13 protein-coding genes are annotated in these 14395 nt (G+C 73.1%); 7 read left to right on the top strand and 6 right to left on the bottom strand.

Features of this window, described 5'->3' with window-relative positions; genetic code table 11:
• Positions 1 to 83: 83 nt before the first annotated feature.
• Positions 84 to 1661, bottom strand: a complete 1578-nt coding sequence (locus ACH4TP_RS16660; protein WP_398438330.1) for an MFS transporter — start codon at positions 1659 to 1661, stop codon at positions 84 to 86.
• A gap of 232 nt (positions 1662 to 1893) precedes the next feature.
• Here ACH4TP_RS16660 and panB point away from each other — a divergent pair, with 232 nt between their 5' ends.
• The 3 genes from panB to ACH4TP_RS16645 all read left to right on the top strand — a co-directional run bounded on the left by panB (position 1894) and on the right by ACH4TP_RS16645 (position 4724).
• Complete coding sequence (gene panB / locus ACH4TP_RS16655; RefSeq protein WP_388860999.1) at positions 1894 to 2757, top strand: 3-methyl-2-oxobutanoate hydroxymethyltransferase; 864 nt, start codon at positions 1894 to 1896, stop codon at positions 2755 to 2757.
• Between the two features lie 99 nt (positions 2758 to 2856).
• Positions 2857 to 3867: an ATP-binding cassette domain-containing protein gene (locus ACH4TP_RS16650; RefSeq protein WP_389229970.1), complete on the top strand. Its 1011-nt coding sequence runs from the start codon at positions 2857 to 2859 to the stop codon at positions 3865 to 3867.
• Complete coding sequence (locus tag ACH4TP_RS16645) at positions 3864 to 4724, top strand: ABC transporter permease (protein WP_398438328.1); 861 nt, start codon at positions 3864 to 3866, stop codon at positions 4722 to 4724. Before ACH4TP_RS16650 ends, ACH4TP_RS16645 begins: the two co-directional genes overlap by 4 nt.
• Before the next feature lie 15 nt (positions 4725 to 4739).
• On the opposite strand, the gene ACH4TP_RS16640 is transcribed toward ACH4TP_RS16645, so the two are convergent.
• Complete coding sequence (locus ACH4TP_RS16640) at positions 4740 to 8024, bottom strand: BTAD domain-containing putative transcriptional regulator (RefSeq protein WP_398438326.1); 3285 nt, start codon at positions 8022 to 8024, stop codon at positions 4740 to 4742.
• Between the two features lie 475 nt (positions 8025 to 8499).
• On the opposite strand from ACH4TP_RS16640, the gene ACH4TP_RS16635 reads away from it, so the two are divergent.
• Complete coding sequence (locus ACH4TP_RS16635; protein ID WP_389229979.1) at positions 8500 to 9294, top strand: site-2 protease family protein; 795 nt, start codon at positions 8500 to 8502, stop codon at positions 9292 to 9294.
• Here ACH4TP_RS16635 and ACH4TP_RS16630 read toward each other — a convergent pair.
• The 3 genes from ACH4TP_RS16630 to ACH4TP_RS16620 form a co-directional block, all read right to left on the bottom strand.
• On the bottom strand, positions 9291 to 9473 hold the full coding sequence (locus ACH4TP_RS16630; protein WP_398177917.1) for a hypothetical protein: 183 nt from the start codon (positions 9471 to 9473) through the stop codon (positions 9291 to 9293). The two genes, ACH4TP_RS16635 and ACH4TP_RS16630, sit on opposite strands and share 4 nt — an antisense overlap.
• A gap of 91 nt (positions 9474 to 9564) precedes the next feature.
• Positions 9565 to 10263 (bottom strand): NADPH-dependent F420 reductase, encoded by a 699-nt coding sequence (gene npdG, locus ACH4TP_RS16625; RefSeq protein ID WP_389229985.1) that lies wholly within the window; start codon positions 10261 to 10263, stop codon positions 9565 to 9567.
• 46 nt (positions 10264 to 10309) lie between these two features.
• Entirely contained in the window at positions 10310 to 10912 is a 603-nt protein-coding gene (locus tag ACH4TP_RS16620) for a hypothetical protein (RefSeq protein ID WP_389229988.1), read from the bottom strand.
• 128 nt (positions 10913 to 11040) lie between these two features.
• On the opposite strand from ACH4TP_RS16620, the gene ACH4TP_RS16615 reads away from it, so the two are divergent.
• Positions 11041 to 12345 carry an MFS transporter gene (locus ACH4TP_RS16615; protein ID WP_398438324.1) on the top strand — a complete coding sequence of 435 codons (1305 nt, stop codon included), beginning with the start codon at positions 11041 to 11043 and terminating at the stop codon, positions 12343 to 12345.
• A 109-nt stretch (positions 12346 to 12454) separates the two neighbouring features.
• Here ACH4TP_RS16615 and ACH4TP_RS16610 read toward each other — a convergent pair whose 3' ends face one another.
• Complete coding sequence (locus tag ACH4TP_RS16610) at positions 12455 to 12688, bottom strand: hypothetical protein (protein WP_389229994.1); 234 nt, start codon at positions 12686 to 12688, stop codon at positions 12455 to 12457.
• Between the two features lie 61 nt (positions 12689 to 12749).
• Between ACH4TP_RS16610 and map the strand changes: the two genes are divergently transcribed.
• The gene (map, locus tag ACH4TP_RS16605) at positions 12750 to 13607 is read left to right on the top strand and encodes a type I methionyl aminopeptidase (RefSeq protein ID WP_389229997.1); all 858 of its coding nucleotides are present in this window, start codon (positions 12750 to 12752) and stop codon (positions 13605 to 13607) included.
• A gap of 114 nt (positions 13608 to 13721) precedes the next feature.
• Positions 13722 to 14372 (top strand): heme oxygenase (biliverdin-producing), encoded by a 651-nt coding sequence (locus tag ACH4TP_RS16600; RefSeq protein WP_389230000.1) that lies wholly within the window; start codon positions 13722 to 13724, stop codon positions 14370 to 14372.
• Positions 14373 to 14395: the final 23 nt, after the last annotated feature.

Here is a 14395-nt window from a genome sequence, read left to right as displayed (position 1 = left end):
GCCCCGCACGGGGCGGGGGCGAAGCCCCAGGCGGGTGCGGGCCCCGCACGGGGGGCGGGGGCGAAGCCCCAGGTGGGTGTGGGCTAGCTCGGTGAGGCCCCGTCCCGGGCCGGCCGGCCCGGGAGGAAGGCCGCGACGACCCCCGCGCCCACCACCGCGATCGCCGTCGACGCGAGCGCCGTGACGTGCATGGCGTCGAGGAAGGCCGTGTACGCGGGAGCGATCAGGTCCTTGCCCGCCGGCCCGAGCTTCGCGGCGACCGCGAGCGTCGCCTCGACGGACTCGCCGGCCGTGTCGCGCAGGGCCGCCGGGACGCCGCCGAGGTGCCCCTCGATCTCGCCCCGGTACGTGGAGGAGAGCACCGAGCCGAGGACGGCCACGCCCAGCGCGCCGCCGACCTGCCGGAAGGTGTTGTTGACCGCGGAGCCGGAGCCCGCCTTCTCGCGGGGCAGCGCCTGCATGATCGAGACGGTGACCGGCGGCATGATGTGCGCCATGCCCGCGCCCTGGGCGAAGAAGACGACCTCCAGGACCCAGACGGGGGTGTCGGCCTCGAAGGTGGCGAAGGCCGCGAGGCCCGCGGCGACAAGGAGCATGCCGGCGGTGCAGACCGCCCGCGCGCCGAAGCGTTCGACGACGAGCCGGGCCCGGGGCGCGAAGACCATCTGCGCGACGGCGAGCGGCAGGATGAGCAGCCCGGACTCCAGCGCGGTGTAGCCGCGGACGCTCTGCAGGTAGAAGGCGGAGAAGAACGTGACGCCCATGAGGGCGAAGAAGACGAGCGCGATCGCGGCGACGGCCGCCGCGAACGCCGGCTTCCTGAAGAGCGCCATGTCGATGGCCGGGTGGTCGCTGCGCCGCTCGTGGAGGACGAAGCCGACGAGGACCGCGAGGCCGCCGAGGACGGGAGCGAGGACGGTCACGTCGGTGAAGGAGGCCAGTTCGCCGCCGCGGATGATCCCGTACACGAGGAGGACCAGTCCGACGACGGAGAGCAGCACGCCGGGTATGTCGACGCGGCCGGGGTGGGGGTCCCGGGAGTCGGGCACGAGCCACAGCATCAGGGCGAGGGCGAGCAGCACCACGGGCACGTTGACGAGGAAGATCGATCCCCACCAGAAGTGCTCCAGGAGGATGCCTCCGGTGATGGGGCCGATGGCGATGGCGAGGCCGACGCTGCCGGCCCAGATGCCGATGGCCTTGGGCTGCTCGTCGCGCTCGAAGACGTTCATGAGGACGGCGAGCGTCGAGGGCATGACGAAGGCGGCGCCGAGGCCCATGACGGCCCGGTAGCCGATGAGCTCGCCCGGGGAGCCGGAGAACGCGGCGAGGGCGGAGCCGATGCCGAAGACGGTGATGCCGAAGAGCAGGACCTTCTTGCGGCCGAGGCGGTCGCCGAGCAGGCCGGAGGTGAAGAGGAGCCCGGCGAAGACGAGCGTGTAGGAGTTGATGGACCACTCCAGCTCGCTCTGGGTGGCGCCGATGCCGGTGGGCGCGGGTGCGGCGATCGTCTTGACCGCGACGTTCAGGATCGAGTTGTCGAGGACGACGATCAACAGGCTGAGCATGAGGACGCCGAGGACGGCCCAGCGACGCCGGTGGACGGCTTCGGGGACGCGGAGCCCGACGGGTGGGGCGGGTGCGGTGGACTGCTGTGACATGACCATCAGACTAGAGCCATTTCGATACGAGACCGTCTCGTATCGAAAACACTGAGGAAGTCTTTACGTTGCGGCAGCGCGAACAGGCGGTGTGAACGGGCAGTGCGAACAGGCGGTGTGAACAGCGCCACTCCGGCCCACTTCCCCGCCCGCCCGGCGAAGTGCCACCATGGATGTGGTCCGGGGACGCCACAGGGCGCCTCGAGATGACACAACAGAGGAGCCGTTCACCATGACGCTTCAGGCTGCCCAGAAGACGCCCGCCGACAGCAGCAAGGCGCTGTACGGGGGGAAGGGCACCCGCCGCATCACCGTCCACGACATCGCCGCCGCCAAGGTCCGCGGCGAGAAGTGGCCCATGCTCACCGCCTACGACGCGATGACCGCCTCCGTCTTCGACGAGGCCGGCATCCCGGTGATCCTCGTCGGCGACTCGATGGGCAACTGTCACCTCGGCTACGACACCACCGTGCCCGTCACGATGGACGAGATGACCCTGCTCTCCGCCGCCGTCGTCCGGGGCACCAAGCGCGCCCTCGTCGTCGGCGACCTGCCGTTCGGCTCGTACCAGGAGGGGCCCGTCCAGGCCCTGCGCAACGCCACCCGGCTCGTCAAGGACGCGGGCGTCGGCGCGATCAAGCTGGAGGGCGGCGAGCGCTCGCTGCCGCAGACCGAGCTCCTCGTCCAGGCCGGCATCCCCGTCATGTCCCACCTGGGGCTCACCCCGCAGTCCGTCAACACCATGGGCTACCGGGTCCAGGGCCGCTCCGACGAGGCCGCCCACCGGCTGCTCAGCGACGCCAAGGCGGCGCAGGACGCGGGCGCCTTCGCCGTCGTCCTGGAGCTCGTCCCGGCCGAACTGGCCGCCGAGGTCACCCGCTCCCTGCACATCCCCACCATCGGCATCGGTGCCGGCGCCGGCACCGACGCGCAGGTCCTCGTCTGGACCGACATGGCCGGCCTGACCGGCGGCAAGGTGCCGCGCTTCACCAAGCAGTACGCCAACCTCCGCGAGACGCTCGGCGACGCCGCCCGCGCCTTCGCCGAGGACGTCAGCGGCGGGGCGTTCCCCGCCGAGGAGCACACCTTCCACTAGCTCCGCAAAGCCACTGCGGCACCTCCGACAGCCCGCCGACATCCCCCATCGGCGGGCTGTCGGTCGTCTGTAGGGGGATTGTCGGTGGCGCCCTGTTCCATGGTGGACATGACGCGATCACACACCAACGCCGTCGAGGTCCGGGGCCTCGTGAAGCACTTCGGCGCGACGAAGGCCCTCGACGGGGTCGACCTGGACGTCCGGGAGGGCACCGTCCTCGGGGTCCTCGGGCCCAACGGCGCCGGCAAGACCACCCTCGTCCGCTGCCTGTCCACCCTCCTCGTCCCGGACGCCGGGACCGCCACCGTCGCCGGCTACGACGTGGTGAGGCACCCCCGCCAGCTGCGCCGCACCATCGGCCTCACCGGCCAGTACGCCTCGGTCGACGAGAAGCTGTCCGGCTGGGAGAACCTGTACATGATCGGGCGGCTGCTCGACCTCTCCCGCAAGGACTCCCGGGCCCGTGCCGACGAGATGCTGGAGCGCTTCTCCCTCACCGAGGCCGCCAAGCGCCCGGCGATGAACTACTCCGGCGGCATGCGGCGCCGCCTCGACCTCGCCGCCTCGATGATCGGGCAGCCCGCCGTCCTCTACCTGGACGAGCCGACCACCGGCCTCGACCCCCGCACCCGCAACGAGGTGTGGGACGAGGTGCAGCGGATGGTCTCCGAGGGCGCGACCGTCCTGCTCACCACCCAGTACATGGAGGAGGCGGAGCAGCTCGCCAGCGAGCTGACCGTCATCGACAAGGGCAAGGTCATCGCCAAGGGCGGGGTCGACGAGCTCAAGGCGAAGGTCGGCGGCCGCACCCTGAAGGTCCGCCCCGTGGACCCGGCGCAGCTGCCCGCGATGGCCGCCGCGCTCCGCGAGACCGGCCTCGACGGGGTCGCCGGCTCGACCGTCGTGCCCGACGAGGGCGTGCTGTACGTGCCGATCCTCACCGACGAGCAGCTGACGGCCGTCGTGGGCCTGCTCGGCGCGCGCGGCTTCGGCATCGCCCACATCGGCACCCACCTGCCCAGCCTGGACGAGGTGTTCCTCGCGATCACCGGCCAGAAGACCGCCGACGCCGAGGTTTCCGGCGCGATCACCGAGGAGGTCGCCGCATGAGCACGACCACTGTCACCAAGTCCCCCGCGCGGACCGGCGGTTCCCGCCCGGCCGCGAGCCGCACCGCGCCCGCCGCGGAGGGCCGGATCGGCCTGCGGGCCAACCTGCGCCACATCGGCGCCCTGGCCCGGCGCAACGCCCTCCAGATCAAGCAGGACCCGGAGTCGATGTTCGACGCCGTCCTGATGCCGATCATCTTCATCCTGCTGTTCGTGTACGTCTTCGGCGGCGCCATCGCCGGCAAGGGCAACAACGACGTCTACGTCAACTACGTGACGCCCGGCCTGATGGCCATGATGGGCATGAACATCGCGATGGGCGTCGGCACCGGCATCAACGACGACTTCAAGAAGGGCGTCATGGACCGGTTCCGGACCATGCCGATCGCCCGTTCCTCGGTCCTCATCGCGAAGATCGTCGTCGAGGTGGGCCGGATGCTCATCGCCACCGCGATCCTGCTCGGCATGGGCTTCCTGCTCGGCCTGACGATCCACACCTCGGTCCTGCACCTCTTCGCCGCGATCGGCCTGTCGATGGTCTTCGGCGCCGCCCTGATGTGGATCTTCATCCTGCTCGGCCTCACCATGAAGACGGCCCAGGCCGTCCAGGGCGTGGCCATGCTCGTCCTGATGCCGCTCCAGTTCGGCTCCTCGATCTTCGCCCCGCCGACGACGATGCCCGGCTGGCTGCAGACCTTCACCGACTACAACCCGCTGTCCAACCTCGCCGACGCCGCCCGTCACCTCATCAACGGCGGCCCGGTCGCCCACTCGGTGTGGATGACCCTCGGCTGGTCGGTCGTCATCACGGTGGTCACGGCACCGCTCGCGGTCGCCAAGTTCCGCAAGAAGACCTGAGTCCCGACCGGGGGATCATGACTCGGCGCGCTCACTGATCGCGTCGGCGGCGCGACCGAGCAGGGCGGCGGCCTCTTCCTTGGAGAGGCCGCCGCCCTCCGCGTATGCGGCCTCGAACTCCCCGTCCGCGAGGGCGGACCGGCACAGCTCCGTGGCCCGCGCCAGGTTCTCCCGCTCCATCGGCGGCGCCAGGTGCCCCGGCGGCAGCAGCCCCTCGTACCCGCCGAGCAGGACGGCGGCGGTACGGCCGAGGGGGCCGCCGAAACCGGCGAGGGCCCAGGCCGCGGTGAGCAGATGGATCGCCGGCATCTGCGGGGCGACCATCAGCGACAGGCCGCCCAGGGAGCGCTCGTACGCCCGCCGGGACAGCTCGAACGCCGTGCCGTACCGCTCCTCCAGGTTGTACACCCAGGCCAGGCTGCCGAGCGCGAAGCCCTCGAAGATGGAGAACGTCTCGGAGCCGAAGAGGCTGTCGGCGCGGAACTCCTCGAGCAGCCGCTCCAGTTGCTCACGGGCCTCGGCCGTCCGTCCGGTCCGGCCCAGCAGCAGCCCCAGGAAGATCCGCCCCGCCAGCATCGGCTCGTGGCCACGCCCGTGCTCGCCCTCCACCACCTGGCGCAGGATCCGCTCCGCCTCCTCGCCCCGCCCGGTCTCGATCAGCATGTCGGCGTAGCGGGCGCGCAGCAGCGCCATCTGCGACTGGGCGCCGATCCGCTCCGCGTACGCGATGGCGTCGGCGAAGTCCTGGGCGGCGCCCTCGAATTCGAGCCGCCGCTCGCGGGCCTCCGCGCGCGAGGACAGCGCCTCGGCCGCGCCCCAGGCGTCCCCGAGGCGGACGAAGATCTCCAGGCTCTCCTCCGCGTCGGCGCTGGCCCGCTCGGCCAGGTCGCCCCGGTTGGCCAGCATGTTGGCGCGCAGCTGGAGGGCGTGGGCGAGCTCCCACTCGTCGCCGTGGCGGCGGCAGGCGCCGACGTGCGCCTCCAGGGCCTCGCCCATGAGGCCCGGCTCGCCCATGAGGAGGACCGCGAAGACCGTGAAGGAGCCGGGCAGCCGACAGGTCTGCGGGAGTCCCGGCGGATAGATCGCGTGGATCCGCCGCAGCCGCTCGACGCCGGCGGGGGTCATCCAACGGCCCGTCTCGTAGTCCATGTTGAGCAGCTCGATCAGCCGCACCCCGCGCCGGGCCTCCCAGCGCTGCTCCTCGGAGAGCGGCAGCGGCGCGGCGGTGCACGGCTCGTACAGCGGTACGACGGGGGCGGCGGGCGTCCCGAACGGGTCGGGTCCGAGCGCGGCGACGGCCTCCGCCCAGTACAGCGCGTCGGCGCGCAGGTCGCGCATCTGCCAGTACCAGAGCAGGGAGTGGACGAGGACCAGCGCCTCGTCCTCCTCCCGGGCGTCGACGGCCCGGCGCAGGGCGGTACGGATGTTCCCGTACTCGGTGCCGAACCGCGCGATGGCCGCGGCCTGCCCCGAACCGCGCAGCTCGGGGTCGGTCCGGCGGGCGAGTTCGCGGTAGTACGTGAGGTGCCTGCGCTCGACGACGGCCCTCTCCCCGGCCTCGTCGAGCCGCTCGGCGGCGTACTCGGCGACGGTCTCCAGGAGCCGGTAGCGCATCCCGGTCTCCCCGGGGACCGCGACGACGAGCGACTTGTCGACGAGCGCCCCGAGCACGTCGAGGACGGGGATCGCCTTCCCCGCGCAGACGGCTTCCGCCGCCTCCAGGTCGCAGCCGCCCGTGAAGACGGAGAGGCGGCGGAGTACGGCGCGCTCGGGCTCGTCGAGGAGGTCCCAGGACCAGTCGACGACCGCGCGCAGGGTCTGCTGGCGGGGCAGTACGGTGCGGGCGCCGGAGGTCAGGAGCCGGAAGCGGTCGTCGAGGCGGTCCGCGATCTGGCGCAGGGTCAGCATCCGCAGCCGGGCGGCCGCCAGCTCGATCGCGAGCGGCAGGCCGTCGAGGCGCCGCACGACCTCGCCCGCGGCCACCGGGTCGTCCTCGACGCGGAAGCCCGGGCGGACCGCCGCGCCCCGCTCCCCGAGCAGCCGCAGCGCCATCCCGTCGGGCAGCGGGCCCAGCGGCCGGATCGCCTCGCCGGGGACGCCGAGGGGCTCGCGGCTCGTGGCGAGCACCCGGAGCTCCGGGCAGCGGGCGAGGAGGGTCTCGGCGAGTTCGGCGGCCGCGGCGACGAGGTGCTCGCAGTTGTCGAGCAGGAGGAGCATCCGGCGCCCGGCGCAGTGCTCGACGAGCCGGGCGACGGGGTCGCCGCCACCGCGCAGCTCCTCGGCCCCGGCGCCGCGCAGCACGGTCTCGCGGGCGCCGACGGCCGCGAGGACCGCCTCGGGGACGGCCTCCGGGTCCCGTACGGGCGCGAGTTCCGCCACCCAGGCGCCGTCCGGCCAGTCCTCGGTGCCCCGCTCGGCCGCCTCCTGCGACAGCCGGGTCTTCCCGGCCCCGCCGGGCCCGAGCAGCGTCACGAGCCGCGCCCGGCGCAGGTCGTCCCGTACGAGGGCGATCTCCTCGTCGCGCCCGACGAAGCTGGTGAGCCGCGCGCGCAGGTTGCCGCGGACGGGGGCGGCGGGTTTCGGGGCGAGGAGCTCCGCGTGGAGGGCGCGCAGGGCGGGTGACGGATCGGTGCCCAGACCGGTGGCGAGGGCGCGGCGCACCGACTCGTACGCGTCGAGCGCCTCGGCCGCCCGGCCGGTGTCCCGCAGGGCGCGGATCCGGAGCGCCTGGAGCGGCTCGTCCAGCGGATGGTCGGCGCAGAGCGCGGTGAGCTCGGGAAGGGCGGCGGGCGCGTCGCCGAGCGCGAGGGCCGCGTCGAGCCTGGCCCGGCGGGCGTCGAGCCGCCGGGCCTCCCAGCGGGCGGCCTCCGCGTCCCGGTCCGGCAGGTCGGCGAGGGCGGGACCGCGCCAGAGCCCGAGGGCCTCGTCGAGCAGGGCGGCGGCGCGGCCCGGGTCCCCGGCACCGAGCGCGGCCACCCCCTCGACGGCGAGCCGCTCGAACCGGCGGGCGTCCACGTCCTCGGCCCGGGCGTCGAGCCGGTAGCCCCCCTCCACGGAGACCACCCTCTCCCGCCCGAGGACCCTGCGCAGCCGCCCCACCAGCGCCTGGAGCGCCGCGGGCGCGTCGGCGGGCGGCTCGTCGCCGTGCCACACCTCCTCCACGAGGTCCGCCACGGGGACGGTCCTCCCGGCCCTCAGCGCGAGCACGGTGAGCAGCGCGCGGAGCCGGGGGCCGCCGACGGGCAGGTCGGTGCCGTCGGGGGTGTGGGCGAGGGTCGGTCCGAGCACGGAATAACGCACGCCCCCATTCTCCGCGACCCCACCCCGAACCCCCACGCCGGGCGGCCCCCCTTCGCCGGGGCTTCGCCCCGCTGCCCCCCGTGCGGGGCGTTGCCAGCTGCCCGTGCGGGCTCGCGCCCTGCGCGGCGTTGCGCTTCGCCCCCACCCGTGTGGGCAATCGTCCCGCTGGGCGGGACGGGTGGGCACACGGGACGGCGCCCTCTAGCGGCGCCTCCGCGTTCCGGGCCTGAACCCGCACCCCATGCACGGCGCACAACGTGGTGCGGGTCCGGGCTCGGAAGCCTCTGGCGCCGGCAGGGCGCGGGTCCGTTGTGCCCACCCGTTCCGCCCCAGCGGAACGATTGCCCACAACGGCGGCGGGGCGCGGGCCGGCGGGCGCCTGCGACGGGGGCGGGGGCGGGGGCGGGGTGGAACTCCGGTGAGGGGGCGGTACGTTTCCCGGGCATCAGTTCTGCGTCCCCTGGGAGACCCCGAGATGACCACGGCCACCACCCGGCGCCACGAGCGGCGGATCAGCCCCGTCTTTCTGGCGATCGTCGCCGTCATGGCCGTCACGGGGTGGGCGGTGTGGACGGACTTCGCCGCGTCGCCGGGGCTGGCGGTGTTCCTGTTCGTGACGTCGGCGTGGGTGGTGTCGCTGTGTCTGCACGAGTACGCGCATGCGAGGACGGCGCTGTACGGCGGGGACGTCACCGTGGGGGCCAAGGGTTATCTGACGCTGAACCCGCTGGCGTACACGCACGCGGTGCTGAGCATCGTCCTGCCGGTGCTGTTCGTGATCATGGGCGGGATCGGTCTGCCGGGCGGGGCGGTCTTCATCGAGCAGGGGCGGGTCAGGGGCCGCTGGAAGCACAGCCTGATCTCGGCGGCGGGCCCGCTGGCCAACGTGCTGTTCGCGCTCGTGTGCACGGCGCCGTTCTGGCTGGGCGCGCTCGACGGGGTGCCGCTCGCCTTCCGGTTCGCGCTGGCGTTCCTGGCGTTCCTCCAGGTGACGGCCGCGCTCCTGAACCTGCTGCCGGTGCCGGGGCTCGACGGCTACGGGGTGGTGGAGCCCTGGCTGTCGTACCGGGTGAAGCGGCAGATCGAGCCGTACGCGCCGTACGGCTTCTTCATCGTGATCGCGCTGCTGTTCGTACCGGCGGTCAACAACGCCTTCTTCGACGCGATCGACGCGCTGATGCGGACCCTCGGGGTGCCGGAGCTGAGCCGGTACTGCGGTTCGCAGCTGTTCCGGTTCTGGGAGGAGGCCCCGGAGTTCTGCCGGGTCTAGCCCTGGGCGGCGGTCTTCGCGGCCTTCGCGCGCCGGATGTAGTACCAGGCCATGTTGGAGGAGAGACCCGCGAGGAGGACCCAGATCACGCCCAGGAAGTTGCCCTGGACGAAGGAGACGACCGCCGCGGCGACGGCCAGGGCGCAGACCACGAGGGCGTAGAGGGCGAGGCGGGGCATGGGGTCGGCTCCTGTCGGGCGGTACGGCTGATGCTGCCCGTCCAGTGTCCCCCATGCCCCGATCCGCGAAGGTACCGGCTCGGACGCCGGCTCAGATGTCGGTGACCCGCAGGCCCGCGTGGGCCTTGTAGCGGCGGTTCACGGAGATCAGGTTCGCGACGAGCGACTCGACCTGGTGGGCGTTGCGCAGCCGCCCGGCGAAGACGCCGCGCATGCCGGCGATGCGGCCGGCGAGGGCCTGGACGATCTCGACGTCGGCGCGCTCCTCGCCGAGGACCATGACGTCCGTGTCGATCTCCTCGATGGAGGTGTCCTTGAGGAGGACCGCGGAGAGGTGGTGGAAGGCGGCGGCGACCCGGGAGTCGGGGAGGAGCGCGGCGGCCTGCTCGGCGGCGGAGCCCTCCTCGGGCTTGAGGGCGTAGGCGCCCTTCTTGTCGAAGCCGAGCGGGTTGACGCAGTCCACGACGAGCTTCCCGGCGAGCTCCTCGCGCAGGGACTCCAGGGTCTTGGCGTGGCCCTCCCACGGGACGGCGACGATGACGACGTCGCTGCGGCGGGCGGTCTCGGCGTTGTCGGCGCCCTCGACGCCGTGGCCGATCTCCGCGGCGACGTCCCGTGCGCGGTCGGCGGCGCGGGAGCCGATGATCACCTGCTGGCCGGCCTTGGCGAGCCGGTAGGCGAGGCCGCGGCCCTGGTCGCCGGTGCCGCCGAGGACGCCGACGACGAGTCCGGAGACGTCGGGGAGGTCCCAGGGGTCCTTGGGGGTGGGCTTGCTGTCAGTCGTAGTCATGGCCCCGACATTACCGACCGGTCGGGGCGGCGGGGACGGCCGCGCGCTACCACCGCGCCGGCGGCGGGGCCGTCAGGCGGTCCGCCAGGCCCGAGAGCCGGTCGCGGAAGCGGCGGCTCCCTCGCGGGGAGGGCAGGCTGTTCTCGCCGGCCGCCGCGCTCACCAGGTGCTGCACCGTGTCCAGGTCGACCCCGGCGTCCTCCGCCACGCTGAGCGTCTCGTGCGCCAGGCCCCGGACCTCCGCGTCGCCCCCGTCGAGCGTGAGGACGGTCGCCCCCGCGCGCCGGGCGTCGTGGACCCGCTGGAGCAGCCCCGCGTCCGGCCGCTGCGGCGCCACCATGAGCAGGGTCGCCCCGCGCCCGGCGGCTTCGAGGCGGCCGAGGCCGACCGCGAGGTGCGCCGGGTCGCCGGGCCGCACCCGGTGCCGTACGAGGGTCGGCGCCAGCTCCGGCAGCCCGGACCAGGCGGACTCGTCGACGAGGTGCGCCGCCAGGTGCCAGGGCTCGTACTCCTCCGTGCCGACCAGGAGCAGGCCGCCCCGGTGCGGTACGACGGAGGACCGGAGCGCGCCCGCGAACCGGCGGGCCGCCCCCGGCCACTCCGTCCCGGCGAGCACTTCCCGCAGCAACGCGACCCGTACGGCATCCATGGGCCCGCATCCTGCCCGAGCCGGGGCCCGGCGCGCGGGCGATCGGGGAGCTTCCACCCGTACGGGAGCGGGCGCGGCGCCCGTAATTCGGTTGCCCCCCGCGCCCGGCGGTCGGAGCATGGCCTCTCGTGTCCTCCCCCCTTTCCAAGCTCTCCGCCCTGCTGCCCGATCTCGCGCCGTGGCGTTCGTCCGGCGACTTCCGGCTCCTGTGGGTGCAGGGGCTCGTCACGTACTTCGGCAGCGCGATGGCGATGATCGCCCTGCCGCTCCAGATCAAGGAGCTGACGGGTTCGCCCCTCGCGGTCGGCGCGATGGGCGCGGTCGAGCTGGTGCCGCTCGTGGTGTTCGGCCTGTACGGCGGGGCGCTCGCGGACGCGGCCGACCGGCGGAAGGTGATCCTCTGGACGGAGGCGGGGCTCGGGCTGCTCGCCGTGCTCCTGCTGGGCAACGCGCTGCTCCCGGAGCCGATGCTGTGGCCGCTGTACGTGGTGGCGGCCGGGGTGTCGGCGCTGGCGGGGCTCCAGCGTCCGGCGCTCGACTCGCTGCTCGCCCGGATCGTGCCGCACGAGCAGCAGACGGCGGCGGCCGCGCTGAACTCGCTGCGCTGGCAGATCGGCTCGATCGCGGGCCCGGCGGTCGCGGGCCTGGTGGTGGCGTACGCGGGTCACGCGCCCGCGTACGGGGTGACGGTCGTCTGTTTCGCGGTCTCGGTCCTGATGTGCCGCCGGCTCTCCCCCGCGCCGCCCGCGCACGACGCGGAGAAGCCCTCGCTGCGGGGCATCGCGGAGGGCGCGCGGTACGCCTGGTCGCGGCCGGTGCTGCTCGGCACGTACGCGATCGACATGGCGGCGATGTTCTTCGCCTTCCCGAACACGATCTTCCCGTTCCTCGCGGACGAGCTGGACGCGGACTGGTCGCTCGGGCTGATGTACGCGGCGGGCTCGGTCGGCTCGCTCGTCCTCGGTCTGACCAGCGGCTGGACCTCGAAGATCCGGCGGCACGGGCTGCTCGTGGCCGGGGGCGCGGCGGGCTGGGGCCTGGCGATCGCGGCGGCCGGCTGGTTCGGGAACGTGTGGCTGGTGCTGCTGTGCCTGGCCTTCGCGGGCGCGGGCGACATGCTGAGCGGGCTCGGCCGCGCCACGATCTGGAACCAGACGATCCCGGAGGAGCTGCGCGGCCGGCTCGCCGGCATCGAGGTCCTCTCCTGGAGCATCGGCCCGCAGCTGGGCCAGGTCCGTGCGGGCGCGATGGCCGGCTGGACCGGCACCCGGGCGGCCGTCTGGACGGGTGGCGTGGCGTGCGTGGCCTCGGTGGGGCTGCTCTGCCTGGCGCTGCCGAAGCTGCTCTCGTACGACTCCGAGACGGACGAGGACTCGCTGCGCCGCAAGGCCCAGCAGGAGGCGACCCGGCGGGAGGCCGCCGAGGCCGCCTGAACGGCCCCGACGACCCCCGAGGGGTCCTGTACTCCGCGAAACCGGGTCCCCGCGGAGCCCGAGCCCGCCCAGGGGCGCCGGGCCTACGGGGCCCCGGCCCCGAGGGGTCCTAGTCCTCCGGCGTCCGGTCCTTCCCGGCGGCGTCGTGCCACTTGGGGTCGGTCTCCCACTCCAGGTTCCGCTCGCGGGCGGTCTCCATGGCGTGGGAGGCCTCCTCACGGCTGGCGTACGGGCCGAAGCGGTTCTTGGCGGGGCACTCGGGGCCCTCCTCGACCTTCTTGTGCTCCAGGCAGTAGTACCACTCGCCCGGTTTGCCCGTGGGGCGCTTCTTGAACAGGGCCATCGTCTTCGGCTCCTTCCTTCGGGACCATGCTGCCCCAGACCCGGTCGTTAGACTCGCTGGCATGTCTGGCCAGTCGCTTCTCGTACCGGGGGAGCTCTCCCCCCACCGCTCCGTTCCGGGCTCCATCCGCCGCCCCGAGTACGTCGGGAAGCCCGCACCGACCCCGTACACGGGGCCCGAGGTGCAGGATTCCGACACCATCGAACGGATGCGGATCGCCGGCCGCATCGCCGCGCAGGCGATGGAGGAGGCCGCCAAGCACATCGCTCCGGGTGTCACCACCGACGAGCTCGACCGGGTCGCGCACGAGTACATGTGCGACCACGGCGCCTACCCGTCCACGCTGGGCTACCGCGGCTTCCCGAAGTCGCTGTGCGCCTCGATCAACGAGGTCATCTGCCACGGCATCCCGGACTCCACCGTCCTGCGGGACGGCGACATCGTGAACCTGGACGTCACCGCGTACATCAACGGCGTCCACGGGGACAACAACGCCACCTACCTCTGCGGCGACGTCGACGAGGAGTCGCGGCTGCTCGTGGAGCGCACCCGGGAGTCCCTCAACCGGGCGATCAAGGCGGTCAAGCCGGGCCGCCAGATCAACATCATCGGGCGGGTCATCGAGTCGTACGCCAAGCGCTTCGGCTACGGCGTCGTGCGGGACTTCACCGGACACGGCATCAACTCGTCGTTCCACTCCGGCCTGATCGTCCCGCACTACGACTCGCCCCACCACACCACCGAGATCAAGACCGGCATGACGTTCACGATCGAGCCGATGCTGACGCTCGGCACGCACGACTACGACATGTGGGACGACGGCTGGACCGTGGTGACCAAGGACCGGAAGCGGACCGCGCAGTTCGAGCACACGCTCGTGGTGACCGAGAACGGGGCGGAGATCCTTACGTTGCCCTGACCCCCGAAGTGGGTACCGTTTTACCGACAGGACGTCGGGAACCAGTTGACTTAGGTAAGCCTAAGTAGGCAGGATCGCCACTGGTTCCCGTCCCATCGGTCTCGGAGGCACGCCTTGGACACGCCCTTCTCCACCCTGATCCGCACGGCCTCGCACGCGCAGCACACGGAGGCGGAGACCTCGTCGTTCATGGGCGACCTGCTGGGCGGACGGCTGGCCGTCGACGCGTACGCGCGGTACACGGAGCAGCTCTGGTTCGTGTACCGGGCCCTGGAGGAGGGCGCGGAGGCGCTGCGCGAGGACCCGGTCGCGGGACCGTTCATACGGCCCGAGCTGTTCCGCACGGCCGCCCTGGAGCGGGACCTCGCACACCTGCGCGGCCCGGACTGGCGCGCCGGGGCCTCCCCGCTGCCGGCCACCCTCGCGTACGCCGAGCGGGTCGCCGAGTGCGCCCGCGACTGGCCGGCCGGCTATGTGGCCCACCACTACACGCGCTACCTGGGCGACCTGTCGGGCGGTCAGATCATCCGCGACAAGGCGGAGCGGACCTGGGGCTTCGACCGCAAGGGCGACGGCGTCCGCTTCTACGTGTTCGAGGAGATCGGCAACCCGGCCGCCTTCAAGCGGGCGTACCGGGAGCTGCTCGACGGGGTGAACGCCGACGACCTGGAGAAGCAGCGGATCGTCGACGAGTGCAAGCGCGCCTTCGACTTCAACAGCGCGGTCTTCCGGGAGCTGGGCGGGGAGTTCCCCCTCAGCGCCTGAGCGCCCCGATCGGCGCCCGAGCG

This window comes from Streptomyces sp. NPDC021012 (assembly GCF_044333355.1).
Classification (GTDB): Bacteria; Actinomycetota; Actinomycetes; order Streptomycetales; family Streptomycetaceae; genus Streptomyces.
Note: the sequence above shows the minus strand (reverse complement) of the source record. Positions and strands in the feature narration are given on the sequence as shown.

What these genes read in the sequence shown, in the direction of transcription:
- ACH4TP_RS16650 (WP_389229970.1), top strand. Translation starts at nt 2,857, where the DNA reads ATGGTGGACATGACGCGATCACACACCAACGCCGTCGAGGTCCGGGGC.
- ACH4TP_RS16645 (WP_398438328.1), top strand. Translation starts at nt 3,864, where the DNA reads ATGAGCACGACCACTGTCACCAAGTCCCCCGCGCGGACCGGCGGTTCC.
- map (WP_389229997.1), top strand. Translation starts at nt 12,750, where the DNA reads ATGTCTGGCCAGTCGCTTCTCGTACCGGGGGAGCTCTCCCCCCACCGC.
- ACH4TP_RS16635 (WP_389229979.1), top strand. Translation starts at nt 8,500, where the DNA reads ATGACCACGGCCACCACCCGGCGCCACGAGCGGCGGATCAGCCCCGTC.
- panB (WP_388860999.1), top strand. Translation starts at nt 1,894, where the DNA reads ATGACGCTTCAGGCTGCCCAGAAGACGCCCGCCGACAGCAGCAAGGCG.
- ACH4TP_RS16630 (WP_398177917.1), bottom strand. Translation starts at nt 9,473, where the DNA reads ATGCCCCGCCTCGCCCTCTACGCCCTCGTGGTCTGCGCCCTGGCCGTC.
- npdG (WP_389229985.1), bottom strand. Translation starts at nt 10,263, where the DNA reads ATGACTACGACTGACAGCAAGCCCACCCCCAAGGACCCCTGGGACCTC.
- ACH4TP_RS16620 (WP_389229988.1), bottom strand. Translation starts at nt 10,912, where the DNA reads ATGGATGCCGTACGGGTCGCGTTGCTGCGGGAAGTGCTCGCCGGGACG.
- ACH4TP_RS16660 (WP_398438330.1), bottom strand. Translation starts at nt 1,661, where the DNA reads ATGTCACAGCAGTCCACCGCACCCGCCCCACCCGTCGGGCTCCGCGTC.
- ACH4TP_RS16610 (WP_389229994.1), bottom strand. Translation starts at nt 12,688, where the DNA reads ATGGCCCTGTTCAAGAAGCGCCCCACGGGCAAACCGGGCGAGTGGTAC.